Genomic DNA, 23703 nt, shown 5'->3' on the forward strand with positions numbered 1-23703 from the left:
GGAAAGGCGCTCCGGCATGCCGCCGGCAGCCTTCCGGATCAGTGCAGGTGCAGCTTGCCGCGGACCTCGCCGATGGCGTCCTGGACGAGCTTGTCGCTGGTCTGCTCGGTCATCTGCCGAACGATCACGTCGCGCGCGGCCTCGACAGCAACGGCAATCGCCCGGTCGCGCACTTCCTTGACCGCGCCTGCCTTGGCCGATTCGATCTGATCGTCGGCGGCGGCCAGACGGCGCGCAATCGCGACCTTGAGATCGTCCTTGGCCTTGGCAGCGGCCGTCTCGGCCTCGGCCTTGGCGGTTTCGACGATCCGCTCTGCCTGAACCTGGACTTCCTTCTGCTTGCGCTCGTAGGAGGCAAGAACGGTCTGCGCCTCTTCGCGCAGCGCCCGCGCCTCGTCGAGATCGGCCTTGATGCCGGCCGCACGCTTGTCGAGCATCGCCATCAGCTTGCCCGGCACCCGCAGGTAGACGAGCAGCGCGAGGAAGGCGATGAAGCTGATCGTGACGACGAATTCGGCGTTGTGCAGCGAGAAGAACGGGCCTTCCGCCGCCAGCGCCGGAGACGCCACGAAGGTCAGGGCGACTGCGAGTTTCTTCATCGGTCTCACCCTTTCAGCTTGCTGTCGACGGCGGCTTCGATCGTGCCCGCATCGGCCCGGAAGCCCATCGCGGCCACCACGTCGACGGCGGTCGTCCTGGCCACCTCGGTCACACTTTCCAGCGCGCCCGCCCGGATCTCGGCGATCTGTGCCTCGGCCTCGGCCGAGCGTGCCGCGATTTCCGCATCCGCCTTGGCAGTGGCTGCGTCGAGGTCGGCCTTGATCTCGGCCTTGGCCTCGGCGACGATCCGCTGCGCCTCGGCGCGCGCATCCGCCAGCGCCTTCTCATAGGCGCGTTCGGCCTCCTGGGCCTGCAGCTTCAGTTCTTCGGCGACGGCGATGTCGTTCGAGATCGTGCCCTGGCGCTCGGCCAGAACAGCCCCGATCCGCGGCAGCGCAATGCGCGACAGCACGAAATAGATCGCGAACAGCGTGACGACGAGCCAGAAGATCTGGTTCGGATAGGTCGAGAAGTCGAGCTGCGGCATGCCGACGGCGTCGGCGGCGTGCCCGGCAGCTTCTGCGGCCTCTAGTTCTGTTGCCATGTCGTCCCCCTGGAACCCCGGATCACACCGGGTGGGTGCCTGTGGTCAGGCCCCACCCGGCCGTAAGGATCGGTTCAGTCGGAGATCAGACGGCGAACATCAGCAGAAGCGCGACGAGGAACGAGAAGATCCCCAGCGCTTCGGCGAACGCGATACCGATGAACATGGTGGCGGTTTGCGAGGCAGCCGCCGAGGGGTTGCGCAGGGCGCCGGAGATGTAGTTGCCGACGACGTGGCCGATGCCGACGGAGGCGCCGCCCATGCCGGTACAGGCCAGACCAGCACCGATATAGGCACCCATTTGAACGATATCGCCTTCCATGTCGATTTCTCCTTACGTTGGAATTGGCAGATTCAGGATGTGATCCGGGACCGGGCGTCAGTGATGCGGATGCAGGGCATCGCGCAGGTAGACGCAGGTCAGGATCGCGAAGACATAGGCCTGGATGAAGGCCACCAGAAATTCGAGCGCGTAGATCGCGCCGATCGCCACGACCGGGAACACGGCGCCGACGCCGAGCACGCCGGCAAAGCCCGCGAACACCTTCATCACGGCGTGGCCGGCCATCATGTTGCCCATAAGCCGGATCGAGTGGCTGACCGGACGGACGAAGTAGGAAATGACCTCGATCATGGCCAGGATCGGGCGCAGCGCCAGCGGCGCGGCGGTGATCCAGAACAGGCTGAGGAAGCTCGCGCCATGCTTGACGAAGCCGAGGATCGTGACGCCGAAGAACACCGCCAGCGCCATGGTCGCGGTAACCGCCAGATGCGAGGTGGTGGTGAAGGCGCCCGGGATCAGGCCGAGGAAGTTGGCGAAGACGATGAAGATGAAGAGCGACATGATGTAGGGGAAGTATTTCAGCCCCTCGCGGCCCGACACGTCCTCGACCATCTTGTAGACGAAGCCATAGGCAAGCTCGGCCACCGACTGGATGCGCGAGGGCACGATGGCGCGGCCCCGGGTGCCCATCACCAGCAGAAGCACGGTGCAGAGCACCGCGATGCCCATCCAGAGCGTCACATTGGTGGGGGTGTACCAGTGCACGGCGCCATCGCCGAAGAGAGGCGTCACCATGAACTGGTGCATGGTATCGATATTCACTCCGCCGGTCGCGTCTTCGCTCGCCACGTTCAATCCCTCTTCTCGTCCTCAGCGGCGGCCGCCGCCTGTTGGCCCTGGACCTCCTGCGCGGTGCGCAGCATCACCCGGATGCCCGCCGCGAGGCCCAACAATATGAACAGCACCAGGAAAATCGGCTTGGTTCCCAGCCAGGAATCGAGCCCGTACCCGATGCCGAAACCGATCCCCAAACCGGAGACCAGTTCGATCACCATGCGCCAGGCCAGCTGTGCCTGGGAGTAATGCGAGTCCATGTGAGAGCGCTCGGGCGCGGCCTCGGCCTTTCTCAGTTCGGCAAGCCGGGCTTCCAGCCGGGCGAGCCGTTCCTTTTCGGCCGGGTCCATCATGCGAACGTCCCCCTCGGACAGTCGCGGCGAAGCTAGTCAGCAGGGGGGACTGAGTCAAGCGGATTGCGCCGAGATCAAGTCATTGAAAAACCGTGCTTTTGCCGAATACTACCGCGCAGAACCCGGCCCCGGCACAGCATTGCCATATTCAACCGGACGGTTGACGATCGCGCCGGGACAGGCGCATCCTGCGGCGATGCAAGACCGGCTCGACATCGTCTTTTCCGCCCTCGCCGACCCGACCCGGCGGGCGATCCTCGCGATGCTGCTGGAAGATGACATGGCGGTGACCGACGTGGCCGAGCCGTTCGAGATGTCGCTGGCGGCGATCTCGAAGCATCTGGCGATCCTGACCCGGGCGGGACTGATCAGCCAGGAAAAGCGCGGCCGGGTGAAATGGTGCAAGCTCGAACCCGACGCGCTGAAGGATGCCTCGATCTGGATGCAGGGCTTCGGCCAGTTCGAGGCGGTCAATCTCGACGCCTTCGAACGCTTCCTCGCCGCCGAGCTGAACGGCTGAGGCCGGCCGCCCTACCCGTCCTTCAACAGGATCGCCAGCGCCAGCACGCTCAGCGCGACCCCGCCCAGCACCAGCGCCCGCGGCGCGCCGTGCCCAAGCGCGATTTCCCACAGGATCACCCAGGACGGCGTCAGGTAGGTATAGGCCATCACCCGGGCCGCGGGCAGCCGGAGCGCCGCATATTGCAGCAGCACGAAGGTCATCGCGCTGGCGCAGAGTGCCAGATAGGCCAGCACCGCCCAGACCAGCGGCGGCAGCGCACCCCAGTCGGTCGCGACCAGCGCACCCCAGTCGGTCGCGACCAGCGCAGGCGCGCCGTAAAGCGTCAGCACCGCAAGCGCTGCCAGCATCATGCCGAAGGTGAAGACCAGCGCGGGCTCGCCCCGGTTCAGCTTGCGCACCAGCGGCGTATAGGCCGCATGGGCGACGCAGCCGATGAAGAAGATCGCCTCGCCCCGCCCGGGCTCGAAACGCAGGAACGCCCCCGGATCGCCCCGGAAGATCACCCAAAGCGCCCCTGCCCCGCCAAGCGCCAGCGCCGCGGCGATCCGGGGCGTGACCCGCTGGCGCAGCAACAGCCAGCCGAACAGCGCCGAAAGCATGGGCGTCAGGGTGAAGACCGCCGCCGTCGGCACCGGTGCCGCGGTCTTCAGCCCCTCGAACATCAGAACGAAATACAGCGCGAAGATCGCGCCCAGCAGCACAAAGCGCCAGGGCGCGCGGAACTGGTGCCGCCTCAGCCCCGGGCCCAGCGCCGCCGCCACCCCGATCAGCACTCCGGCCAGCAGGAAGCGCAGCGCGGTCAGCGCCACCGGGTCGATATCGTTGGCAATCAGGCTGCCGAAGCTGAAAGAGCCCGCCACCAGGGCCGAGACGCTCAGCATCGCCAGATGGCCCCGCAACACCTCGCCGCGCGGGACCGCAGCCAGGCTCAGGGCCATTCCTTCGCCGCATCCTTCAGCCGGGTCGTCAGGGACTGCACCTTGGCGGTGCGGTGCAGGTCGACATGGGTCACGAGCCAGAGCGGCACGTCCCATTCGGCCAGCGGCGGGTGCATCTGTTCGAGCCCGGGCAGCCGCTCGGCCCACCAGACCGGCACGAAACCGATGCCGGCCCCCGCCGCCACCGCCTCGACCTGCGCCCGCGCGTCCGAGGCACGGAAGCCCACCCGCCCGGCCGGGACATTGGCCTTGAGCCAGCGGTTGAAGGGCGCGCGGTGATCCTCGTCGGACGGACCCACGTAGCAATGCGCGGCGAGGTCCTCGCCCAGTCGGCCATGCGCGGCGACATAGCCGGCATTGGCGTAAAGCGCGTAGCGGAGCGTATAGAGCCTTTGCACGATATTGTCGGGCTCGTCGGGCTGCGATCCGGCGCGCACCGCGACATGGGCCTCGCCATATTCCAGACGATAGAGCCGGGAATCGGCCATCAGGCGCAGGGTCAGCTCGGGATGTTCGGCCTGGAAGCCCGACAGAACCGGCACCAGCAGCGGCGTCAGGCTGTCGACCGTCGTCACTGTCAGCTCGCCGGTCATCGCCGCGCCGCGGCCGCGCAGCCGCCCGGCGAGCTGGCTGAACTGATCGGCGGTGACCTGGGCCACCCGCAAAAGCTCCTCGCCCGCCTCGGTCGGGGTATAGCCGCGGGCATGGCGCTGGAACAGCTTGACCCCCAGCCTGTCCTCCAGCGCGTCGACATGGCGGATCACGGTCGCATGATGCACCCCGAGCGCCTCGGCCGCACCGCTCACCGTGCCCAGTCGCGCCACGTGAAAGGCGGTACGGATCTCATCCCAGTTGTCGACATCCATGACGGAGGCATCACCTGTGCATAAATTCACAATTCCCCGGGATGCTGGGCAATTGGCCGGGCCGAAGCAAGGCCCAACTTGCGAAGATCCGCGGCATCTGCTGCCGGCTGGACCGCGTCTTGACTCGGAGCGCCATTCATGGCTTAAGCGGCGTAATTCCGGATCGGTGCAAGCCCGTCCGGTCCCGGCCTTTCGCCGGGATCGCCCCCCGTCAGCGAGGTTTCGCCCACGGGGGCAGATCGCGTTTGGCGCATCGCGAGGCGCTGACAAATCGCTCTGTCCCGGCCAGACTGCGGGGACAGGCAGAACGGTCGAAGGAGGGCCAGGGCCATGTTCGAAAGTCTTTCCGACCGCCTTTCCGGCGTATTCGACCGGCTGACCAGGCAAGGGGCGCTGAGCGAGGAGGATGTCGCAACCGCGCTGCGCGAGGTCCGCGTCGCGCTTCTGGAAGCCGACGTGTCGCTGCCGGTGGCGCGCGATTTCGTCAAGTCGGTGCAGGAGAAGGCCACCGGCCAGGAGGTCACCAAGTCGGTCACCCCGGGCCAGCAGGTCGTCAAGATCGTCCATGACGCGCTGGTCGATGTGCTGACCGGCGAGGGCGAACCGGGTTACCTCAAGATCGACAACCCGCCCGCGCCGATCCTGATGGTCGGCCTGCAGGGCGGCGGCAAGACCACCACCACCGCCAAGCTCGCCAAGCGTCTGAAAGAGATCAACGGCAAGCGGGTGCTGATGGCCTCGCTCGACGTGAACCGCCCGGCCGCGATGGAACAGCTTGCCGTTCTCGGCACCCAGATCGGTGTCGACACCCTGCCCATCGTCAAGGGCCAGAAGCCCGTCGACATCGCCAAGCGCGCCAAGCAGCAGGCGGCGATGGGCGGCTATGACATCTACATGCTGGACACCGCCGGCCGCCTGTCCATCGACGACGAGCTGATGGCCGAGGTCGAGGCCGTCCGCGATGTCGCGACGCCGCGCGAGACGCTGCTGGTGGTCGATGGCCTCACCGGTCAGGACGCCGTCCACACCGCCGAGAATTTCGACGAGCGGATCGGCATCACCGGCGTCGTGCTGACCCGGATGGATGGCGACGGCCGCGGCGGCGCGGCGCTGTCGATGCGCGCGGTTACCGGCAAGCCGATCAAATATGTGGGTCTGGGCGAGAAGCTCGACGCGATCGAGGAATTCCACCCCGAACGGATCGCGGGCCGCATCCTCGGCATGGGCGACATCGTTTCGCTGGTGGAAAAGGCGCAGGCGACCATCGAGGCCGAGCAGGCCGAGCGGATGATGAAGCGCATGCAGAAGGGTCAGTTCAACATGAACGACCTGAAGATGCAGCTTGAACAGATGCTGAAGATGGGCGGGATGGAAGGCATCATGGGCATGATGCCCGGCATGGGCAAGATGCAGAAGCAGGCCGCCGAGGCCGGCTTCGACGATTCCGTGCTGCGCCGCCAGATCGCGCTGATCAACTCGATGACCAAGAGGGAACGCGCCAATCCGCAGCTTTTGCAGGCCAGCCGCAAGAAGCGGATCGCGGCGGGTGCCGGGCTCGAGGTGCCGGAACTGAACAAGCTTCTCAAGATGCACCGGCAGATGTCGGACATGATGAAGAAGCTCGGCCAGAAGGGCGGCCGCGCCATGCTGAAAAAGGCCATGGGCGGGATGTTCGGCAAGGGCGGCATGCCCGACATGGCCAATATGGATCAGGCCCAGATGGAAGAAGCCGCGCGCAAGATGGGCGCGGGCCTGCCCGGTGGAATGGGCGGCATGGGCGGCATGGGCGGCATGGGTGGCGGCATGGGCCTGCCCCCGGGGCTCGGCGGGCTTGGCGGGTTCGGCAAGAAGAAGTGACGTGACCGCAGCGCCCATCATAGACACCGCGCGGCTTCGCCTGCGCCCGCACCGGGTCGAGGATTTCGGCCCCTATGCGGCGCTGTTCGCTTCGGAACGCGCGCGCTTCATGGGCGGGCCGCTGTCGCGCCGCCAGGCCTGGCAGGTCTTTGCCGCCGATAGCGGACAATGGGCGCTGATGGGCTTCGGCGCCTGGGGCGTCGAGCGCCGCGAGGATGGCGTGGCGGTGGGACAGCTGGCGCTGAACAAGCCCGACCATTTCCCCGAGCGCGAACTGGGCTGGCTGGTCTTCGACGGCCATGAGGGCCGCGGCTATGCCACCGAGGCCGCAGAGGCTGCCCGCGACCACGCTTTCGGCGCGCTCGGCTTCGGCACGCTGGTCAGCTATGTCTCGCCCGAAAACCGCCGCTCGGTCGCGCTGGCCGAACGGCTCGGGGCAAGGCCCGACGCAACCGCCGACCGGCCCGATGAGGGCGATCTGGCCTATCGCCACCCGCGCCCGGAGGCAGCGGCATGAAGATCACGATCGACTGCCCCGAGATCGAGACCGAGCGTCTGATCCTGCGCGGCCCCAAGGCATCCGACTGGGAGGCCCATGCCGCCTTCGCCGGGTCCGAGCGCGCGCGCTATATCGGCGGGCCGTTCTCGCGGCGCGACGCCTGGACGAAATTCGCCTCGCGCTGGGGCCATTGGGCGCTCCATGGCTATGGCATGTTCACCGTCACCCGGAAGGGCTCGGACGAGGCCATCGGCGTGATCGGGCCGCATTTCCCCGAAGGCTGGGCGGAACCGGAACTGGGCTGGATCCTCTATCCCGGCGCCGAGGGTCAGGGCGTGGCGCGCGAGGCCGCGCTGGCCTGCCGCCGCTTTGCCTATGACACGCTCGGCTGGACCACCGCGATCAGCTATATCGACACCCGGAACGACCGCTCGCGGGCGCTGGCCGAACGGCTTGGCTGCAGCCTCGATCCCTCGGTGCCCCACCCGTTCGAGGAAGACTGCGTGGTCTACCGCCATCCGGGACCGGAGGCCATCGCATGAGCGTGATGCCCGTCATCCCCGCACTGATGACCGAGCGCCTTGCCCTGCGCGGCCCCGAGCTGCGCGATTTCGAGGCGCTGCGGGCCTTCTATGCCTCGGAACGGTCGGGCTTCGTCGGCGGGCCGAAAAGCCCCGAAGGCGCCTGGCGCCAGCTTGCCGCCGAGATCGGCCATTGGGCGCTGCGCGGCTACGGGCGCTGGATCGTCACCGAAAGGGCCAGCGGCCGGACCGTCGGCATGGTCGGGCTCTGGAACCCCGAGGGCTGGCCCGAACCCGAGGTCGCCTGGGACCTGTTCGAGGGCTTCGAGGGCAAGGGCTATGCCACCGAGGCCGCCCGCGCCGCCCGCGACCACGCCTATGGCGCGCTCGGCTGGTCCACGGCGATCAGCCTGGTCGATCCCGCCAATGCGGCCTCGGCCCGGGTCGCCGAACGGCTGGGCGCGGTCTATGAGGGCGAGGTCAGCCACGAGACCTATGGCGCCATCGGCATATACCGCCATCCGGCCCCGGAGGCCTGCCGCTGATGGCCCATTCCGCGATCCCCGTCCTGGAAACCGAGCGGCTGGTGCTGAAGGGCCCCGCCCCCGAGGATTATCCGAATTTCGAGGCGACCTTCACCAGCTTCCGCGCCCGCTTCATGGGCGGGCCGCTCAGCGAATACGAATCCTGGATGCTGTACGCCGCCGAGATCGGGCATTGGCAGATCCACGGCTTCGGCATGTGGATGATCCACGACCGCGACACCGACGCGACGCTGGGCATGGCCGGGGGCTGGTATCCCAAGGGCTGGCCCGAACGCGAGATCGCCTGGGTGATCTGGCCCCGGGTCGAGGGCCGGGGCATCGCGCTCGAGGCCGTCCATGCCGCGCGCGGCTGGTGCTATGACCGGCTCGGCTGGGACACCGCCGTGACCTATGTCGACCCGAAGAATGTCAGCTCGGTCCGGCTCTGCGAACGGCTGGGAGCGCGGCGCGACGACAGCGCCCGCAACATTGACAGCCACGACATCGTCTATCGCCATCCCGCGCCTGCCGAGCTTCGGGCCACGCCGCTCGTCGCCCGGATCGAGGCCGAGCTGGCCGGGCATATCGACCCCTCGTGCCAGCCGAAAGGAGCGCCCCTTGACTGACGACGCAAGCCGTGCCGCCGAGCTTCTCAAGGAGCACCGGGCCAGCATCGACAGGCTCGACGCCATCCTCGTCTACACCCTGGGCGAGCGGTTCAAGCACACCCAGGCGGTGGGACGGCTGAAGGCCGCCCATGGCCTCGCGCCCTCGGACCCGGCGCGCGAGGACCAGCAGATCGCGCGGCTCGAGGATCTGGCCCACCAGGCCGATCTCGATCCGGAATTCGCCAAGAAATTCCTGAACTTCATCATTCAGGAAGTCATCCGTCACCACATCGAACACCAGAAATAGGCAGCCCCCTGCCGACCAAGCCAACGAACAGGAGAAACTGACATGGCTCTGAAACTTCGTCTCGCCCGCGGCGGCTCGAAAAAACGTCCCTTCTACCGGATCGTCGTCACCGACAGCCGCATGCCCCGCGACGGCCGCTTCATCGAGAAGCTGGGCCTCTACAACCCGCTCCTGGCCAAGGACAGCGAAGAGCGCGTGAAGATGGATATCGAGCGCGCCCAGTATTGGATCGGCCAGGGCGCCCAGCCGACCGACCGCGTCGCCCGGATGCTGGAAGCCGCCGGCGTCCTGACCAAGACCGAGCGCAGCAACCCCAAGAAGGGCGAGCCCGGCGACAAGGCCAAGAAACGCGCCGAAGAGAAGGCCGCCAAGGCCGCTGAAGCCACCGAGGCCGAATAAGCCATGGCCTCCGGGACAGCACGGGCCGACCGGTTCGCGCCCGCCTTCCGCGACGAGCTCTTCGAGCTGATGCGGTGGCGGCGCGACGTGCGCCATTTCCGCACCGATCCGGTCGCGCCCGCGCTGCTCGACCGCTGCCTTTCGGCGTTCCGGCTGGCCCCGTCCGTGGGCCTGTCGGAACCCTGGCGGCTGATCCGGGTCGAAAGCCCGGCCGCGCGTGCTGCCGCGCGCGCCAATTTCGAGGATGCGAATGCCGCGGCCCTCAAGGGCTATGAGGGCGAGAAGGCCGCGCTTTACCCGCGGCTGAAACTGTCCGGCATGGACCGCGCGCCGGTCCAGCTTGCGGTCTTCTGCGACGAGACCACGGAGCAGGGCGCGGGCCTCGGTGCCGCGACCATGCCCGAGATGCGGCGCTATTCGGTGGTCGCCGCGATCTCGATGTTCTGGCTTGCCGTGCGGGCCGAGGGGCTGGGGCTCGGCTGGGTGTCGGTGCTCGCCCCCGACCGGCTGGCCCGCGATCTGGGCGCGCCCGAAGGCTGGAGCCTCGTCGCCTATCTTTGCCTCGGCTGGCCCGAGGTCGAACGCGACAGCCCCGAACTGGAAGAGGTCGGCTGGGAATCCCGCGCCGCCGGCCTGATCGTCGAGGAGCGCTAGGACATGACCGACAGGGTCTGCGTCGGTGCGATTTCCGGGGCGTTCGGGGTCCGGGGCGAGGTGCGGCTGAAAAGCTTCTGCGCCGATCCCGAGGCCATTGCCGATTACGCGCCGCTATACACCGAGGATGGCAGCCGCAGCTTCGGGCTGCAGATCACCCGCGCGGTGAAGGAGGGCTTTGCCGCAAGGATGTCCGGGATCGACAGCAAGGAAGAGGCGGATGCGCTGAAGGGCGTTCGGCTTTACGCCGACCGCGACCGGCTGCCCTCGCTGCCCGATGACGAATTCTACCATGCCGACCTGATCGGGCTGACCGTGGTCGATCCGGGCGGCAAGGTGCTGGGCACGGTGCGCGCCGTCCATGACCATGGCGCGGGCGATCTCCTGGAGATCCACGGCCCGGGACTGACCTCGACCGTGCTGCTGCCCTTCACCGATGCCTGCGTGCCGACCGTCGATCTTGCGGCGGGGCGTCTCATTGCGGATCCGCCCGAAGGGGTGTTCCCCTGAGCCCGACCCCAATCCGCTGACCAGGAGCGTCCAGCCCATGAACCTGCCACAGATCCTTTACGCCGTGATCCTGTTCGGCGCCTTCCTCGCCGGCGCCGCCGGGATCGATGCCTGGGTCATCGTCGTGATCGCCGCCCTGGCGGTTGTCGCCAATGTCTTCGACCCCACCGCCAGGCAAAAACGCGCAGACGAAGGCAAGACCCTGACCAAGGCCCTGCCGATGATCGTCGTCAACCAGGTGATCTGGACCAACCTCGCCTTCCTGATCGGTCTGGGCGTCGCCTGGCCCTTCGGTGGCCGCATCGTCGCCCTGCCGGTTCTGGTGCCGCTGATCGTCTCGGCCATCGGCTGTGCCGGGGCGCTGGCCGCCGGCATGAAGCCCGGCCCGAAAGCCTGAGCCTTCCGCCGGCTCGCGAAACCCGCTGGAGACCGCCCATGACGGACAGACCCAAATCCCATGGGCGGCTTTCGATCTCGGCCAGCCTTCGCCCCGGCGAGCTGATGACCGACCGGCCGCGCCTCAAGGGCGCCTGGACCGCGCGGGTCATCACGCTTTTCCCCGACGCCTTCCCGGGCATCCTCGGCCTGTCCCTGACCGGCAAGGCGCTCGATCAGGGGCTCTGGGCGCTCGACCCCATCGACCTGCGCCCCTTCGGCGAGGGCAAGCATCGCAATGTCGACGACACGCCCGCGGGCGGCGGCGCCGGCATGGTGCTGCGGGCCGATGTGGTGGCGAAGGCCCTCGATCAGGCCGCGCTCGGCACGCCCGGGGACCGCAGCCGCTGGCCGGTGATCTACGTCTCGCCCCGCGGCGCGCCCTTTACCCAGGCAACCGCCCGCCGCTTCGCCGCGGCCGAAGGCCTGACCGTGCTTTGCGGCCGGTTCGAGGGGGTCGACGAGCGGGTGCTCGAGGAATACGGGGTCGAGGAAGTGTCGCTGGGCGATTTCGTCCTGACCGGCGGCGAGATCGCGGCCGAGGCGATGATCGACGCCACCGTGCGGCTCTTGCCGGGCGTTTTGGGCAATGCCGCCTCGACCGAGGAGGAAAGCCATTCGGGCGGCCTTCTGGAACATCCCCACTACACCCGCCCCGCCGAGTGGCGCGGCCGGGCCATCCCCGAGGTGCTGCTGTCGGGCAATCACGGCGCAGTCGAGCGCTGGCGCCGCGAGATGGCCGAGCGCCTGACCGAGGCCCGCCGCCCCGATCTCTGGGCCGCCTATCGCCGCGGAACCGACTAGCGCGCGCCCCACGCATCACGCCCCACGCATCACGGGGCCTCAAACGGCTTGATCGGCGGCTCTGCCTTGACTATACACCGTCCGTCCGGGGCTTTCACGAGTCGGCCGGACCCTTTCCTTATTGGCCTCGCGTTTCTTCGACGCGGCCCGGGCCCGGGGAAAGGATCACCATACAGGAAACGCAACCTGATCTCTGGCGGGCGCCCCCGAATGGGACGAAGGCGGACCCGGACGAAGGCACAGAGCTCTGAGGCGGCATCAGAACTTCGCGGATCCAAACCGCGAGAGAAACCGGAGACCATGCGATGAACCTGATCGCGCAACTGGAAGCCGAGCAGATCGCCGCGCTCGGCAAGACCATTCCCGACTTCAAGCCGGGCGACACCGTCCGGGTGGGCTACAAGGTGACCGAGGGCACCCGCACCCGTGTGCAGAATTACGAAGGCGTGTGCATCTCGCGCAAGAACGGCCATGGCATCGCCGGCTCGTTCACCGTGCGCAAGATCTCCTTCGGCGAGGGCGTGGAACGGGTGTTCCCGCTGTTCTCGACCAATATCGACTCGATCGAGGTCGTCCGCCGTGGTCGCGTCCGCCGGGCCAAGCTTTACTATCTGCGCTCGCGCCGGGGCAAATCGGCCCGTATCGCCGAAAACAGCAACTACAAACCCAAGGCGTAAGGAGCGGCCCCATGCGCAAGGACATCCACCCCGATTACCACGCCATCGAGGTCAAGCTGACCGATGGTACCGTGGTCACCATGAAGTCGACCTACGGCAAGGAAGGCGACACGCTGTCGCTCGACATCGACCCCAGCGTGCACCCGGCCTGGACCGGCGGCAGCTCGCGCCTGATGGATACCGGCGGCCGCGTGTCGAAGTTCAAGAAGAAATACGAGGGCCTCGGCTTCTGAGCCGCCCTGCAAGACGCATCGCGAAACGCCGTCCCCCGGGGGCGGCGTTTTCGTTTCTGGGCCCGCCCCCGGAGCCGAGCCCGGGCGCCCTCCCCGGCCTATGATCAGCCCGGACCGGCCCCTCTGCGCCACATCGAGAACAGAACCCGGCCATTGACGCAAAACTGCTGCATTGGCCTCATGCTTGCAGCGCCAGCTGTTGCCGCGACGGTTCATTCGCATTCTTACGGCTCCCGGCATAAGGCACCCCTTCCGCGTTCAGCACCGCCCGCATCCTGCAATGGGGAAAGCGCCGCCGGATCGGGGTCGGCCGGGCGGCCTTCGCGCGCCGAGCCGAGCGGCATTCCAGATGGAAGATCGCCGGGATACCGACCGAGGCCGCTTCGCGGCAATGCCGCCTGAAGACAGCCCGGCAAGGCCCCGCAGCGGCTTCCAATCCCTCCCCCCTCACCCTAAAGTGAGCGCGGGTCTTTCCGGGGAAAGACCGGTCAAGAAGCGAGGTTGACAGTGGCGCATATCATCGTCGTCGGCAACGAAAAGGGCGGCGCGGGAAAATCCACCGTGTCCATGCATGTGGCGACGGCCCTGGCCCGTCAGGGTTTCCGGGTCGGTGCGCTCGATCTCGACGTGCGGCAGCGGTCCCTTGGCCGCTTCTTCGACAACCGCGCCGGCTATGTCGCCCAGAGCGGCGTCAACCTGGCCTCGCCCGAATTCCGCGAATTGCCCGAGATCGACCCCGGTGCGCTCGACGAGGGCGAGAACCTGCATGACCGGCGCCTGTCGACCGCCATCGCCGAGCTCGAACGCGAGAAGGACTTCATCCTGATCGACTGCCCCGGCTCGCATACGCGCCTCAGCCAGGTCGCCCACACGCTGGCCGACACGCTGATCACGCCGCTGAATGACAGCTTCATCGACTTCGACCTGCTGGCCCGCCATGACGGGGCGACGGGCAAGATCCTCGGCCCGTCGATCTATTCGGAAATGGTGTGGAATGCGCGGCAGATGCGGGCCCAGGCGGGGCTGAAGCCGATCGACTGGGTGGTTCTGCGCAACCGCCTGGGGGCCCAGCAGATGCACAACAAGCGCAAGATGGGCGAGGCGCTGAAGAATCTGTCGCGCCGGATCGGGTTCCGCGTCGCGCCCGGCTTCTCGGAGCGGGTGATTTTCCGCGAACTGTTCCCGAACGGGCTGACGCTTCTGGATCTGAAGGATACCGGCGTGACCAGCCTGAACATCTCGAACGTCGCGGCGCGGCAGGAACTGCGCGACCTGATGGCGGCGCTCAAGCTGCCCGAGGTCGAACCGGTGGCCTGAGCCCCGGGCGCCTGGCACCTTCCCTGCGGGGAAGGTTCAGCCGATGTCGTGACCCGCGGCCCGGGCCGAGACTTCCTGCAGGCCATGCACCAGGAAGGCGCCCATGAAGCCGTGATAGAGGATCGCGCCGCCCAGAACGTGCAGCATGTAGATCCAGCCCTCGGCAAAGGTCGAGATCACCACGACGACCAGCGCGCCCAGCGCCGACGCCGCCAGCGCCACCAGCATCGCGCGGCCGTTCGGCCCCAGCCGACGGGCGACGATGGCACGCCGCTCCAGTTCGGCCGCGCCGAGCAAGACCCCCAGCGAGAAGACGAGATACAGCACAAAGACCTGAAGCATCTCTGACATCCTTCTGCCTGAAGCCGGGACCGGACCCGGCCTTTCAGGACGTGATACAGGCCCGCGCCGCGTGCGGCAACAGCCGGTTCTTGCGGCACACTCGCAGATTGCATCACGTTTCCCGCAGCGGGCCCTCGCTGCCCGCCATCGCGGCACCGGTCCGGCCGGGCAGCACCCGTCCGCTGTCGCGCACCGCGTCCCGGGCATGGGCCGCGAGGTGATCGAGGAACGCCTCGGCCGCCACCGACAGGTGCTTGCCGCGCGGATAGGCCGCCTGCCACTGCCGCAAGAGCGGAAAGCCCGCGACGTCCAGCACCCGCACGATCCCCACCGCGCCTTCCAGCGCCAGCGTGTCCCGCGACAGCGCCGCCAGCCCCAGCCCGCCGATCACCGCCTGCTTGATCGCCTCGTTCGAGCCCAGCTCCATCCGCACCGGCAGGGTGAGACCGCGCGCCCGGAAGAAACGCTCGACCGCCAGCCGGGTACCCGAGCCGCGTTCGCGCAGGATGAAGGCTTCCTCGGCGACCCGCTCGGGCGGGATCTCTATCTCGGAAGCCAGCGGGTGGTCGGGCCGGGCGATGATGACCAGCGGATTGTCGGCAATGGCCGCCGCGACCACGTCCAGCCCCTCGGGCGGCGTGCCGAGGATGCACAGATCGTCCTCGCCCGCCGCGAGCCGGGCCAGCACCGCCTGCCGGTTGGTGACCGTCAGCGCCACCTCGATGCCGGGATTGGCGTCGCAGAACTGACCCAGCAGGCGCGGCAGGAAATATTGCGCGGTCGAGACGATGGCCAGCGTCAGCCGCCCCTCGCGCAGGCCCCGCATGTCGGCAAGCCGCATCTCCATCCGCCCGACCGCATCCAGCGTCTCGCGCGCGCCCTCGACCACCACGCGCCCCGCCTCGGTCGGCTGCATCCGCTTGCCGATCCGGTCCAGCAGCGGCACGCCAAGGCTTTCCTCCAGCTGCTTGACCTGGGTGAAGACCGCGGGCTGGGTCAGGTTCAGCTCTTCGGCGGCGCGGGTATAGCTTTGATGCCGGGCCACCGACAGGAATACCGATAATTGGCGCAGGCTGATCCGCATAATATGCAATTCCCTATCTTTAACCTAAAAACTATTCAGTTTTGTAATATAACTCAAGCGCCCATAGTTCCGGCCAACGACAACATCCCGTCGGAGGAGCACAGATGGCCAAGACCTATGACGCCGGTGTCAAGGAGTACCGGTCGACCTATTGGGAGCCCGATTACACGCTGAAGGACAGCGACATCCTCGCTGTCTTCAAGGTGATCCCGCAGCCCGGCGTCTCGCGCGAGGAAGCCGCGGCCGCCGTCGCCGCCGAAAGCTCGACCGGGACCTGGACCACGGTCTGGACCGATCTTCTGACCGATCTCGACTATTACAAGGGCCGCGCCTACGCCATCGAGGACGTGCCGGGCAGCGACGAGGCCTTCTATGCCTTCATCGCCTATCCGATGGACCTGTTCGAGGAAGGCTCGGTCGTCAACGTCTTCACCTCGATCGTGGGCAATGTCTTCGGCTTCAAGGCGGTGCGCTCGCTGCGCCTCGAGGACGTGCGCTTTCCGCTGTGGTTCGTCGCCACCTGCTTCGGCCCGCCCCATGGCATCCAGGTCGAGCGCGACAAGATGGACAAGTATGGCCGCCCCCTTCTGGGCTGCACCATCAAGCCCAAGCTGGGGCTGTCGGCCAAGAACTATGGCCGCGCGGTCTATGAATGCCTGCGGGGCGGGCTGGACTTCACCAAGGATGACGAGAACGTCAACAGCCAGCCCTTCATGCGCTGGCGCGACCGGTTCCTGTTCTGCCAGGAGGCCATCGACAAGGCCGAGGCCGAGACCGGCGAGCGCAAGGGGCACTACATGAACGTGACCGCGCCCACCATGGAAGAGGTCTACAAGCGCGCCGAATTCGCCAAGGAGCTGGGCACGCCGATCATCATGTCGGATTACCTGACGCTGGGCTGGGCCGCGCATAACTCGCTGTCGAAATGGTGCCGTGACAACGGGCTGCTTCTGCATGTCCACCGCGCCATGCACGCGGTGCTGGACCGCAACCCCAATCACGGCATCAACTTCCGGGTTCTGGCCAAGATGCTGCGGTTGCTCGGCGGCGATCACCTGCATTCGGGCACCGTGGTCGGCAAGCTCGAAGGCGACCGGGCGGCGACGCTGGGCTGGATCGACCTTCTGCGCGACCGCCATATCAAGGAGGACCGCTCGCGCGGGATCTTCTTCGATCAGGACTGGGGCGCGATGCCGGGGGTCTTCCCGGTCGCCTCGGGCGGCATCCATGTCTGGCACATGCCGGCGCTGGTCTCGATCTTCGGCAATGACTCGGTCCTGCAATTCGGGGGCGGCACGCTCGGCCACCCCTGGGGCAACGCGGCCGGGGCCGCTGCGAACCGGGTCGCGCTCGAGGCCTGCGTGCAGGCCCGCAACGAGGGCCGCGAGCTGGAAAAGGAGGGCAAGGAGATCCTGACCGAGGCCGCGAAACACAGCCCCGAGCTGAAGGTCGCCATGGAGACCTGGAAAGAGATCAAGTTCGAATTCGACACCGTCGACAAGCTCGACACCCAGCACCGCTGAGCGCCCGGAGGGAGAGAGAGAATGAGCAAGGTTCAGGACTACACCTCGCGGCTGTCGGACCCCGCGAGCCGCCGGATGGGCACCTTTTCCTACCTGCCCGAGATGGATGACGCGCAGATCCGCAAGCAGGTGGAATGGATCGTGAAACATGGCTGGAACCCGGCCATCGAACATACCGAGCCGCAATTCGCCAAGTCCAACTACTGGTACATGTGGAAGCTGCCGATGTTCGGGGAAACCGATGTCGACGCGATCCTGGCAGAACTGAAGGCCTGCCACGACGCGAACCCCGACAACCATGTCCGCCTGATCGGCTACAACAATTACAGCCAGAGCCAGGGCGCCAACATGGTCGTCTATCGCGGCACGCCGGTCTGACCGGCCGCCCTTGAAACAGCACACCGCGCCCTGACCGGGCGCGGTCCCGACCAGTGCCGCATCATCCCCGGGAGAGGACGGACCATGAAGGACTTGCTCGACCAGTACCGCGTTGCGGACGAGCCCTATTACCGGCCCGTCGCCGACGAGGTCGCGCTTTACGAGGCAGCCTATGCCGCCAGGATGCCGGTGATGTTGAAGGGCCCGACCGGCTGCGGCAAGACCCGCTTCGTCGAGCACATGGCCTGGCGGCTGGGCAAGCCGCTGGTCACGGTCGCCTGCAACGAGGACATGACCGCCTCGGATATCGTGGGGCGCTACCTGCTGGATGCCGAGGGCACGCGCTGGCAGGACGGCCCGCTGGCCTTCGCCGCGCGCCACGGCGCGATCTGCTATCTCGACGAGATCGTCGAGGCCCGTCAGGACACCACCGTCGTCATCCACCCGCTGACCGACAACCGCCGTGTCCTGCCCCTTGAAAAGAAAGGGGAACTCTTGCGCGCGCATGAGGATTTCAACCTCGTGATCTCCTACAACCCCGGCTATCAGAGCCTGATGAAGGACCTGAAACAGTCCACCAAGCAGCGCTTCGGCGCGTTGGATTTCAGCTATCCCGACCATGCGACCGAGGTCGAGATCGTCACCCATGAGGCGGGCGTCGATGCGACGGATGCGGACAAGCTGGTCTCGATCGCCGAGCGCGCCCGCAACCTCAAGGGCCACGGGCTGGACGAAGGCATCTCCACCCGGATGCTGATCCATGCAGGAAGCCTGATGGCGCGCGGGATCGAGGCGCCCGCCGCCTGCCGCATGGCGCTGGTGCGCCCGATCACCGACGATCCCGACATGCGCGACGCGCTCGACGCCGCCGTCGCCACCTATTTCTGACCGCCATGGCGACGCTCGCCGATTACGCGGAACTGCTGGAAGATCTCGACGCCCCGCAGCGCGAGACACTGGAGCAGGCCTGGCCCGAGACGGTGCGCCTGCTCAGCCCGCGCGGGCTCGACAACTGGCTGAAGGGCACCGCCGCGCTGTCGCATATGGGCCGCGGCGATCACATCGTCCGGACCTGGATCGAGACCGTGCCCGCCGTTGCCCGCGATCTGGGCGAGGATATCATCCCGGACCTGGCGCAGGCCTGTCTGGGCTTTGCCTCGCGCACCTCGGGCGCGGTGATCGAGCGGGTTCTGGCAACCGCCCCCGTCGCCTCGCGCCGCCTGTCCGACCCCGATCTTTTCCGCGCCTATCTTCAGCTTCTGAACCAGCTTCTGGCCCAGGCCCCGCGCGGGCTGCGGCCGATGCTGGACCATCTTGAAGAGCTTCTGGGGGTGCTGACGCTGGGGGGGCTCCGCCGCTGGGCCAGCTGGGGCGCCGAGGCGCATCGCACCGATTACGAGGAGCTGACCCGCTATTTCGGCCTCGAAAGCGCCGAGTCGCAGGCGATCCTGCAGCGCGAACGCAAGGGCACGCTGTTCGTCGACATCCACCGCCGGATCGGGATGTATCTGCGCGCGCTCTGGGGCCGCGATTTCCTGATGCGTCCGACGGCCGGCGATTTCGAGGCCCGCGAGGGCGTGCGTCCCCATATCGCCGAGTATTTCCTGCACCTGCCCGATGCCTATGACGACTGGGAGGGCGTACCAGGGCTGGACCTTTACCGCGCCGCCGCCGCCCATGCCGCCGCCCATGTCATGGCCACGACCGAACCGCTCAAGGGCGACGAGCTGAACGCGCTGCAACGCGCCTGCATCGGCCTGATCGAGGATGCCCGTATCGAGGCGCTGGCCATCGCCCGCTTCCCGCGCCTGCGCGATCTGTGGCGGCAATTCCACCGCCCCACCGAGGACGGCTCGATGACCGCGCGTTTCGGCCGGATCTCACTGGCGCTGCTGGACCCCGCCGCCCCGACTGGCGACGAGATTGCGGATTGGGCCCGCACAGCCTTTGCCGGGGCCGATATGGCAACCGCCCGGACCTCCTTCGATCTGGGCCTGCAGCTTGCCCACCGGCTGCGGAACGAGCCCTATTCCGCCTGGCGCGACGGGCAGGCTGCGCCCTATCGCGACGACAACCGCTATATCTGGGAATTCGAGGAAACGGTCGACTGGGAAAAGGGCGTCGCGCCCGAACAGCAGGTCCGCAAACATGTCTCGGTCTCGGAAATGGTGAACGAGGTCGAGGTCGAGACCGCCGGTGACGACGCCGAGGAGATCTGGGTCGCCGAGACCGAGCTGTTCGACGATGACGGCGTCTCGTTCAACGAGAAGGAGGGCAAGGCGCCCGCCGCGCCGCCCGTCCCCTATGACGAGTTCGACTACCGGATCCAGATGCACCGGCCCGCCTGGGCCACGGTGCAGGAAAAGCGCCCGCGCCTCGGCGATCCGGCCGATATCGAGACCATCCTGACCGAAAACCGCAAGCTGACCCAACGGATGCGGCATCTGCTGGACGCGATGCAGCCGCAGGGCGTTCAGCGCATCCGCAGGCTCGAGGACGGCGACGAGATCGACCTGAACGCCGCGACCCAGGCCCTGATCGACATCCGCATGGGGCGGCAACCCGATCCGCGGGTGATGATGCGCTCGGTCCGCAAGACCCGCGACATCGCGGTGATGGCGCTCTTGGACCTGTCGGAATCGACCAATGACCCGGTTGCGGGGCAGGACCGAACGGTGCTGGACCTGACCCGGACGGCGACCGTCCTGCTGGCCGAGGCCATCGCGAAAGTGGGCGACGCCTTCGCCCTGCACGGTTTCTGTTCCGACGGGCGGCACAATGTCTTCTATGCCCGCTACAAGGATTTCGACCAGCCATGGGGCGAGGTTCCGAAGGCCCGGCTGGCGGGGATGGAGGGACATCTCTCGACCCGCATGGGGGCCGCAATCCGCCATGCGGGCGCGCATCTGGGCAAGGTGGCGGCGGCGAAGAAGCTGATGCTGGTGATCACCGACGGCGCGCCGTCCGACATCGACGAGCGCGACCCGCAATATCTGCGCCAGGACGCCCGCGCGGCGGTGCAGGAGGTGGCCAAGACAGGCGTCATCCCGTTCTGCCTGACCCTCGATCCGCGCGCAGATCGCTATGTCGCGCAGATCTTCGGACAGCGGAACTTCCTGGTGCTGGAAAACATCGCGCGCCTGCCCGAACGCCTGCCCCAGCTTTACGCGGGCCTGACGCGGTAGCGTCCTGGCCTGCCCGCGCCTTGCCGTCGCGCCCCGGCAGACCGCAAGGGCCTGTCGGCAGTCGGCGGGTCCCCATATCGGCTGAGGTTTGGTTAAAGATCGAAAACAGAGACGATCTTGAGCAAGCGCCCCGAACGAAGCGCAATGGGCGCGGAACAGGGAGCGTCTTCCGGCATGGCAGGGCCTTTCCGACCGCCGTGGCATCGACAATCGGACGCGTTGTGGCTGCCGCGCCCTTCCTTCGGCTCCGACTTTGCCCACGCTTCGGCAGGCCGCGACAAGGCCGGAGGGAACTGACCGGAACCGAAGCGAGAGATTGACCCGTCCCACGGCCTATACCGTCTTTCAGGGCCGCCTGGGCGACCGCAATGCGCTCGGCTTGGCCGGGGCGCAGGCCATCGGCGCGGCCCTCGCCCGCCAAAGCGGCACTGTCCCGGTCCCGTTCGGCACGAGCCAGCCCGCGCTGAACGCCGGCTGAAGAACAGAGCTTGCCGCCGCGCGGCCTGCCCTCGGCCAGCTTCAGGCGCGGATCGACGCCGTTCTGGCGGGCGGCGCCGTCTCGGTCGCCGCAACCGGCCGCTGTGCCGCCTCGCTTGCCACCCTGCCCGTCGTCGCGCGGCATCATCCCGGCGCCTGCATTCTCTGGCTCGACGCCCATGGCGATCTGAACACGCCCGAAACCAGCGGCTCGGGCGATCTGGGCCGGATGGCGCTGAGCGGTCCCGCGGGGCTTTGGAAGACGGGCCTCGGCGCCGGGCTTTGCCCCGGGCAGATCATCCTTGCGGGCAGCCGCGATCTCGACCCGGCCGAACGGGACCTGACCCGGCGGCACGCCATCCCCGTCATACCGCCCGGCGCCGACATGGCCGCGGCGCTGCGATCCGCCATTGCCGGACGTCCGGTCCATGTGCATCTCGATTGCGACGCGCTGCGCCCCGGCATCCTCCCGACCGGATATGCCGTCGAGGGCGGGCTGTCGCTGGACGAGCTGAACGCCTGCGCCCGGGTCATCGCCGAGCACCGCCTTCCGGGGCTCGAGATCGCCGAATTCCAGGCGGCCTGGGAAGAGGGCGGCAGGCCGGTTTCACCCGGGCCGCTATTGGAGGCGCTCGCGCCCCTGCTTCAGGCCTGAGCCATGCCCGAAAGAGAAACCCCGCCCCGGCAGGCGGCCGGGACGGGGCTTTGGCGCGTGTCGCGGAGGACAGCCCCCCGGACGACGATTACTCTTCGGAGAGCTTCGAGATATAGGCGTAGACGTCCTTGACCTCTTGCGGGTCGCGGGCGTTGTAGGTCATCAGACCGCGCGCCCGGGGATCGTCGAGATAGTCACGCAGGTAGGCGGTCGGATCTTCGGCATAGATCGAGACCTTGTCCTCGTCCCAGACCAGACCGGCTTCACCGGCGGCCTTCATCGACTTGGAATAGCGGAAGCCTTCCAGCGTTCCGGCGGTGCGGCCCGGCATGCCATAGAGGTTCGGGCCGACCTTCAGACCGCGACCGGCCAGCGTCTCGCCCGAAGGGCTGACGACGCTGTGGCAGGTGGCGCACTGGATGAAGGCCTTTTCGCCCTTGGCGGCATCGCCGGTAACCACGGCGGCCGGGGCCGCGGCAGGTTCCTCGGCAGCAGCCGGTTCTTCAGCGGCAGGCTCCTCGGCGGCCGGTTCTTCCGCAGCAGGTTCGGCGGCAGCTTCCTCGGTCGCGGCCGGTTCGGCGGCGGCTTTCTCGGGCGCATCGCCACCGATCACGGGCTCTTCGCTGCCGGTGATCGCCTCGCGGGTGTCCTGCACCGCCTCGGTCACGGCCTCGCCCGCGCTGTCGGCCGCGTCCTCGGCAGTCTCGACGGCAGCGGTCGCGGCATCGGCGGCCTTCTCGGCGATAGTCGGCTCTTCGGCAGCAGGCTCTTCAGCGGCCGGTGCCTCGGCAGCCGGTTCCTCGGTTTCCTCGGTGGTTTCCTCGGTCGCGGCGGCGGCGATGTTGCCGAACAGCTCCTCGACGCTTTCCGGCGCTTCGGCGGCCGCTTCGGTCGCCGCGGTGAGGGCCGAGGACTTGCCGGCCAGGGCAGCGGCGCGCTCGGCGAGATCGGCATATTCGGCGGCAAGCGCAGAGGCCTGCTCGGCCAGGGTCATCGCCGAGGCAACCGCCTCGGGGGTGTCGACCGCAGGCGCCTCGACGGCGTCATCCGCAGCGGCGGCGTCTTCGGCGGCCGGTTCCTCGGCAGCAGCCGGCTCTTCGGCGGTGTCCTCTTCGGCGGCGGGGGCGGCGGCAGCAGCCTCCTCGGTCGGGGCGGCAGCCTCGGCAGCGGGCGCTTCAGCGGCTTCGGCAGCAGGTTCCTCGGCGGCCGGTTCCTCGGCGGCAGCTTCCTCGGCAGCGGGCGCGGCGGCGACAGCTTCCTGGGTCGCGGCGGCATCCTCGACGGCATCTTCGGCAGCGGGCGCGTCGGCAGCTTCGGCGGCCGGTTCCTCGGCAGCGGCTTCCTCGGCGGCCGGCGCGTCGGCAGCTTCGGTGGCGTCAGTGGCAGGCGCCTCGGCCGCAGCCTCTTCCGAAACGGCCTCTTCCGAAACGGCCTCTTCGGCCGGCGCGGCGGCTTCGGCAGCGGAAGGCTCGGCGACCGGCGTCTCGATCACGGGCTCGTTCTTGGTTTCCTTGCCGCCGCCGAAGCCGACGGCCGCGATCGCGATGCCAAGCGCCGGCGCGGCGACGATCAGCCGGATCAGGTTCTGCGAATTATTGGACATGGTTCATCCTTTTTTCGTTCCGCTGCCGACGGCCGGGACCACCCCGTCCGCGGCAGGACGTCATCCTGCGGGTTCCGACGGGGGCCCCTGATGCCTCCCGCATCGGCCAGACGAACCGCCAGAGCGCCAAAGGGCATTCCGGCGTCCCTTGGCCGCCATTCGGGACCATA

Annotated in this window: 30 protein-coding genes and 1 pseudogene; 21 read left to right on the forward strand and 10 right to left on the reverse strand. The window is 67.8% G+C overall.

Annotated elements, in window-relative coordinates; genetic code table 11:
* Positions 1 to 38: 38 nt before the first annotated feature.
* The 5 genes from A6W98_RS00565 to A6W98_RS00585 form a co-directional block, all read right to left on the reverse strand.
* Complete coding sequence (locus A6W98_RS00565; RefSeq protein ID WP_042456515.1) at positions 39 to 599, reverse strand: F0F1 ATP synthase subunit B; 561 nt, start codon at positions 597 to 599, stop codon at positions 39 to 41.
* A 5-nt stretch (positions 600 to 604) separates the two neighbouring features.
* Positions 605 to 1144 carry a F0F1 ATP synthase subunit B' gene (locus A6W98_RS00570; protein WP_042456518.1) on the reverse strand — a complete coding sequence of 180 codons (540 nt, stop codon included), beginning with the start codon at positions 1142 to 1144 and terminating at the stop codon, positions 605 to 607.
* Positions 1145 to 1229: 85 nt separating this feature from the next.
* A complete protein-coding gene (locus A6W98_RS00575; protein WP_042456520.1) occupies positions 1230 to 1466 on the reverse strand; it encodes a F0F1 ATP synthase subunit C in 237 nt (78 codons plus the stop codon).
* A gap of 57 nt (positions 1467 to 1523) precedes the next feature.
* On the reverse strand, positions 1524 to 2276 hold the full coding sequence (locus A6W98_RS00580) for a F0F1 ATP synthase subunit A (RefSeq protein WP_042456524.1): 753 nt from the start codon (positions 2274 to 2276) through the stop codon (positions 1524 to 1526).
* Positions 2277 to 2278: 2 nt separating this feature from the next.
* The gene (locus tag A6W98_RS00585; protein WP_042456527.1) at positions 2279 to 2614 is read right to left on the reverse strand and encodes an AtpZ/AtpI family protein; all 336 of its coding nucleotides are present in this window, start codon (positions 2612 to 2614) and stop codon (positions 2279 to 2281) included.
* Positions 2615 to 2810: 196 nt separating this feature from the next.
* Here A6W98_RS00585 and A6W98_RS00590 point away from each other — a divergent pair, with 196 nt between their 5' ends.
* Complete coding sequence (locus A6W98_RS00590) at positions 2811 to 3134, forward strand: ArsR/SmtB family transcription factor (protein ID WP_042464343.1); 324 nt, start codon at positions 2811 to 2813, stop codon at positions 3132 to 3134.
* Between the two features lie 11 nt (positions 3135 to 3145).
* Here the strand turns inward: A6W98_RS00590 and A6W98_RS00595 are convergent, their stop codons facing one another.
* Together A6W98_RS00595 and A6W98_RS00600 are read right to left on the reverse strand one after the other, a co-directional pair.
* Positions 3146 to 4075, reverse strand: a complete 930-nt coding sequence (locus A6W98_RS00595) for a DMT family transporter (protein ID WP_042456529.1) — start codon at positions 4073 to 4075, stop codon at positions 3146 to 3148.
* A complete protein-coding gene (locus A6W98_RS00600; RefSeq protein WP_042456532.1) occupies positions 4066 to 4941 on the reverse strand; it encodes a LysR family transcriptional regulator in 876 nt (291 codons plus the stop codon). Before A6W98_RS00600 ends, A6W98_RS00595 begins: the two co-directional genes overlap by 10 nt.
* A 330-nt stretch (positions 4942 to 5271) precedes the next feature.
* On the opposite strand from A6W98_RS00600, the gene ffh reads away from it, so the two are divergent.
* From ffh to A6W98_RS00670, 14 genes are all read left to right on the forward strand, one after another.
* Positions 5272 to 6798 carry a signal recognition particle protein gene (gene ffh, locus A6W98_RS00605; protein ID WP_042456535.1) on the forward strand — a complete coding sequence of 509 codons (1527 nt, stop codon included), beginning with the start codon at positions 5272 to 5274 and terminating at the stop codon, positions 6796 to 6798.
* Between the two features lies 1 nt (position 6799).
* Positions 6800 to 7315, forward strand: coding sequence for a GNAT family N-acetyltransferase (locus A6W98_RS00610; protein ID WP_042456539.1), 516 nt, complete (start codon positions 6800 to 6802; stop codon positions 7313 to 7315).
* A complete protein-coding gene (locus A6W98_RS00615; protein ID WP_042456542.1) occupies positions 7312 to 7839 on the forward strand; it encodes a GNAT family N-acetyltransferase in 528 nt (175 codons plus the stop codon). The genes A6W98_RS00610 and A6W98_RS00615 overlap by 4 nt, the downstream gene beginning before the upstream one ends.
* Entirely contained in the window at positions 7836 to 8363 is a 528-nt protein-coding gene (locus A6W98_RS00620; protein WP_052677877.1) for a GNAT family N-acetyltransferase, read from the forward strand. The genes A6W98_RS00615 and A6W98_RS00620 overlap by 4 nt, the downstream gene beginning before the upstream one ends.
* A complete protein-coding gene (locus A6W98_RS00625; protein WP_042456544.1) occupies positions 8363 to 8968 on the forward strand; it encodes a GNAT family N-acetyltransferase in 606 nt (201 codons plus the stop codon). The genes A6W98_RS00620 and A6W98_RS00625 overlap by 1 nt, the downstream gene beginning before the upstream one ends.
* The gene (locus A6W98_RS00630; protein WP_042456547.1) at positions 8961 to 9257 is read left to right on the forward strand and encodes a chorismate mutase; all 297 of its coding nucleotides are present in this window, start codon (positions 8961 to 8963) and stop codon (positions 9255 to 9257) included. The genes A6W98_RS00625 and A6W98_RS00630 overlap by 8 nt, the downstream gene beginning before the upstream one ends.
* A 42-nt stretch (positions 9258 to 9299) precedes the next feature.
* The gene (gene rpsP / locus A6W98_RS00635; RefSeq protein ID WP_042456551.1) at positions 9300 to 9656 is read left to right on the forward strand and encodes a 30S ribosomal protein S16; all 357 of its coding nucleotides are present in this window, start codon (positions 9300 to 9302) and stop codon (positions 9654 to 9656) included.
* A gap of 3 nt (positions 9657 to 9659) precedes the next feature.
* Positions 9660 to 10310 carry a 5,6-dimethylbenzimidazole synthase gene (gene bluB / locus A6W98_RS00640; protein ID WP_042456553.1) on the forward strand — a complete coding sequence of 217 codons (651 nt, stop codon included), beginning with the start codon at positions 9660 to 9662 and terminating at the stop codon, positions 10308 to 10310.
* A 3-nt stretch (positions 10311 to 10313) separates the two neighbouring features.
* Positions 10314 to 10820 (forward strand): ribosome maturation factor RimM, encoded by a 507-nt coding sequence (gene rimM / locus A6W98_RS00645; protein WP_042456555.1) that lies wholly within the window; start codon positions 10314 to 10316, stop codon positions 10818 to 10820.
* A 37-nt stretch (positions 10821 to 10857) separates the two neighbouring features.
* On the forward strand, positions 10858 to 11217 hold the full coding sequence (locus A6W98_RS00650; RefSeq protein WP_042456557.1) for a hypothetical protein: 360 nt from the start codon (positions 10858 to 10860) through the stop codon (positions 11215 to 11217).
* A gap of 38 nt (positions 11218 to 11255) precedes the next feature.
* Positions 11256 to 12059, forward strand: a complete 804-nt coding sequence (trmD, locus tag A6W98_RS00655) for a tRNA (guanosine(37)-N1)-methyltransferase TrmD (protein ID WP_042456559.1) — start codon at positions 11256 to 11258, stop codon at positions 12057 to 12059.
* A 305-nt stretch (positions 12060 to 12364) separates the two neighbouring features.
* Complete coding sequence (rplS, locus tag A6W98_RS00660) at positions 12365 to 12736, forward strand: 50S ribosomal protein L19 (RefSeq protein WP_042456560.1); 372 nt, start codon at positions 12365 to 12367, stop codon at positions 12734 to 12736.
* A gap of 11 nt (positions 12737 to 12747) precedes the next feature.
* Entirely contained in the window at positions 12748 to 12969 is a 222-nt protein-coding gene (rpmE, locus tag A6W98_RS00665; protein WP_042456563.1) for a 50S ribosomal protein L31, read from the forward strand.
* A gap of 507 nt (positions 12970 to 13476) precedes the next feature.
* On the forward strand, positions 13477 to 14286 hold the full coding sequence (locus A6W98_RS00670) for a division plane positioning ATPase MipZ (RefSeq protein ID WP_042456566.1): 810 nt from the start codon (positions 13477 to 13479) through the stop codon (positions 14284 to 14286).
* A gap of 36 nt (positions 14287 to 14322) precedes the next feature.
* Here the strand turns inward: A6W98_RS00670 and A6W98_RS00675 are convergent, their stop codons facing one another.
* Positions 14323 to 14628 carry a hypothetical protein gene (locus A6W98_RS00675; RefSeq protein ID WP_042456569.1) on the reverse strand — a complete coding sequence of 102 codons (306 nt, stop codon included), beginning with the start codon at positions 14626 to 14628 and terminating at the stop codon, positions 14323 to 14325.
* A 112-nt stretch (positions 14629 to 14740) separates the two neighbouring features.
* Positions 14741 to 15712 (reverse strand): LysR family transcriptional regulator, encoded by a 972-nt coding sequence (locus tag A6W98_RS00680; RefSeq protein WP_081251718.1) that lies wholly within the window; start codon positions 15710 to 15712, stop codon positions 14741 to 14743.
* Positions 15713 to 15816: 104 nt separating this feature from the next.
* Here A6W98_RS00680 and A6W98_RS00685 point away from each other — a divergent pair, with 104 nt between their 5' ends.
* The 6 genes and pseudogenes from A6W98_RS00685 to A6W98_RS00705 form a co-directional block, all read left to right on the forward strand.
* Positions 15817 to 17235, forward strand: coding sequence for a form I ribulose bisphosphate carboxylase large subunit (locus A6W98_RS00685; RefSeq protein WP_042456572.1), 1419 nt, complete (start codon positions 15817 to 15819; stop codon positions 17233 to 17235).
* 21 nt (positions 17236 to 17256) lie between these two features.
* Complete coding sequence (locus A6W98_RS00690; protein WP_042456575.1) at positions 17257 to 17613, forward strand: ribulose bisphosphate carboxylase small subunit; 357 nt, start codon at positions 17257 to 17259, stop codon at positions 17611 to 17613.
* A gap of 84 nt (positions 17614 to 17697) precedes the next feature.
* Positions 17698 to 18501: a CbbQ/NirQ/NorQ/GpvN family protein gene (locus tag A6W98_RS00695; RefSeq protein WP_042456577.1), complete on the forward strand. Its 804-nt coding sequence runs from the start codon at positions 17698 to 17700 to the stop codon at positions 18499 to 18501.
* 5 nt (positions 18502 to 18506) lie between these two features.
* Positions 18507 to 20798, forward strand: coding sequence for a nitric oxide reductase activation protein NorD (locus A6W98_RS00700; RefSeq protein ID WP_042456579.1), 2292 nt, complete (start codon positions 18507 to 18509; stop codon positions 20796 to 20798).
* Positions 20799 to 21114: 316 nt separating this feature from the next.
* Entirely contained in the window at positions 21115 to 21276 is a 162-nt protein-coding gene (locus tag A6W98_RS21615; RefSeq protein WP_196760229.1) for a hypothetical protein, read from the forward strand.
* Between the two features lie 39 nt (positions 21277 to 21315).
* A pseudogene (locus A6W98_RS00705) lies at positions 21316 to 21930 on the forward strand (arginase family protein); the annotation flags it as partial.
* An 88-nt stretch (positions 21931 to 22018) separates the two neighbouring features.
* Here A6W98_RS00705 and A6W98_RS21755 read toward each other — a convergent pair.
* Positions 22019 to 23533: a c-type cytochrome gene (locus A6W98_RS21755; protein WP_231098330.1), complete on the reverse strand. Its 1515-nt coding sequence runs from the start codon at positions 23531 to 23533 to the stop codon at positions 22019 to 22021.
* Between the last annotated feature and the right edge of the window lie 170 nt (positions 23534 to 23703).

Origin of the sequence: Rhodovulum sulfidophilum DSM 1374 (genome assembly GCF_001633165.1) — a bacterium.
Classification (GTDB): domain Bacteria; phylum Pseudomonadota; class Alphaproteobacteria; order Rhodobacterales; family Rhodobacteraceae; genus Rhodovulum; species Rhodovulum sulfidophilum.

What these genes read in the sequence shown, in the direction of transcription:
- rpmE (WP_042456563.1), top strand. Translation starts at nt 12,748, where the DNA reads ATGCGCAAGGACATCCACCCCGATTACCACGCCATCGAGGTCAAGCTG.
- A6W98_RS00590 (WP_042464343.1), top strand. Translation starts at nt 2,811, where the DNA reads ATGCAAGACCGGCTCGACATCGTCTTTTCCGCCCTCGCCGACCCGACC.
- A6W98_RS00625 (WP_042456544.1), top strand. Translation starts at nt 8,363, where the DNA reads ATGGCCCATTCCGCGATCCCCGTCCTGGAAACCGAGCGGCTGGTGCTG.
- A6W98_RS00690 (WP_042456575.1), top strand. Translation starts at nt 17,257, where the DNA reads ATGAGCAAGGTTCAGGACTACACCTCGCGGCTGTCGGACCCCGCGAGC.
- A6W98_RS00615 (WP_042456542.1), top strand. Translation starts at nt 7,312, where the DNA reads ATGAAGATCACGATCGACTGCCCCGAGATCGAGACCGAGCGTCTGATC.
- trmD (WP_042456559.1), top strand. Translation starts at nt 11,256, where the DNA reads ATGACGGACAGACCCAAATCCCATGGGCGGCTTTCGATCTCGGCCAGC.
- A6W98_RS00595 (WP_042456529.1), bottom strand. Translation starts at nt 4,075, where the DNA reads ATGGCCCTGAGCCTGGCTGCGGTCCCGCGCGGCGAGGTGTTGCGGGGC.
- A6W98_RS00600 (WP_042456532.1), bottom strand. Translation starts at nt 4,941, where the DNA reads ATGGATGTCGACAACTGGGATGAGATCCGTACCGCCTTTCACGTGGCG.
- A6W98_RS00585 (WP_042456527.1), bottom strand. Translation starts at nt 2,614, where the DNA reads ATGATGGACCCGGCCGAAAAGGAACGGCTCGCCCGGCTGGAAGCCCGG.
- bluB (WP_042456553.1), top strand. Translation starts at nt 9,660, where the DNA reads ATGGCCTCCGGGACAGCACGGGCCGACCGGTTCGCGCCCGCCTTCCGC.
- ffh (WP_042456535.1), top strand. Translation starts at nt 5,272, where the DNA reads ATGTTCGAAAGTCTTTCCGACCGCCTTTCCGGCGTATTCGACCGGCTG.
- A6W98_RS00675 (WP_042456569.1), bottom strand. Translation starts at nt 14,628, where the DNA reads ATGCTTCAGGTCTTTGTGCTGTATCTCGTCTTCTCGCTGGGGGTCTTG.
- A6W98_RS21755 (WP_231098330.1), bottom strand. Translation starts at nt 23,533, where the DNA reads ATGTCCAATAATTCGCAGAACCTGATCCGGCTGATCGTCGCCGCGCCG.
- A6W98_RS00700 (WP_042456579.1), top strand. Translation starts at nt 18,507, where the DNA reads ATGGCGACGCTCGCCGATTACGCGGAACTGCTGGAAGATCTCGACGCC.
- A6W98_RS00650 (WP_042456557.1), top strand. Translation starts at nt 10,858, where the DNA reads ATGAACCTGCCACAGATCCTTTACGCCGTGATCCTGTTCGGCGCCTTC.
- A6W98_RS00575 (WP_042456520.1), bottom strand. Translation starts at nt 1,466, where the DNA reads ATGGAAGGCGATATCGTTCAAATGGGTGCCTATATCGGTGCTGGTCTG.
- A6W98_RS00685 (WP_042456572.1), top strand. Translation starts at nt 15,817, where the DNA reads ATGGCCAAGACCTATGACGCCGGTGTCAAGGAGTACCGGTCGACCTAT.
- A6W98_RS00620 (WP_052677877.1), top strand. Translation starts at nt 7,836, where the DNA reads ATGAGCGTGATGCCCGTCATCCCCGCACTGATGACCGAGCGCCTTGCC.
- rimM (WP_042456555.1), top strand. Translation starts at nt 10,314, where the DNA reads ATGACCGACAGGGTCTGCGTCGGTGCGATTTCCGGGGCGTTCGGGGTC.
- rplS (WP_042456560.1), top strand. Translation starts at nt 12,365, where the DNA reads ATGAACCTGATCGCGCAACTGGAAGCCGAGCAGATCGCCGCGCTCGGC.
- A6W98_RS00570 (WP_042456518.1), bottom strand. Translation starts at nt 1,144, where the DNA reads ATGGCAACAGAACTAGAGGCCGCAGAAGCTGCCGGGCACGCCGCCGAC.
- rpsP (WP_042456551.1), top strand. Translation starts at nt 9,300, where the DNA reads ATGGCTCTGAAACTTCGTCTCGCCCGCGGCGGCTCGAAAAAACGTCCC.
- A6W98_RS00695 (WP_042456577.1), top strand. Translation starts at nt 17,698, where the DNA reads ATGAAGGACTTGCTCGACCAGTACCGCGTTGCGGACGAGCCCTATTAC.
- A6W98_RS00680 (WP_081251718.1), bottom strand. Translation starts at nt 15,712, where the DNA reads ATGCGGATCAGCCTGCGCCAATTATCGGTATTCCTGTCGGTGGCCCGG.
- A6W98_RS00565 (WP_042456515.1), bottom strand. Translation starts at nt 599, where the DNA reads ATGAAGAAACTCGCAGTCGCCCTGACCTTCGTGGCGTCTCCGGCGCTG.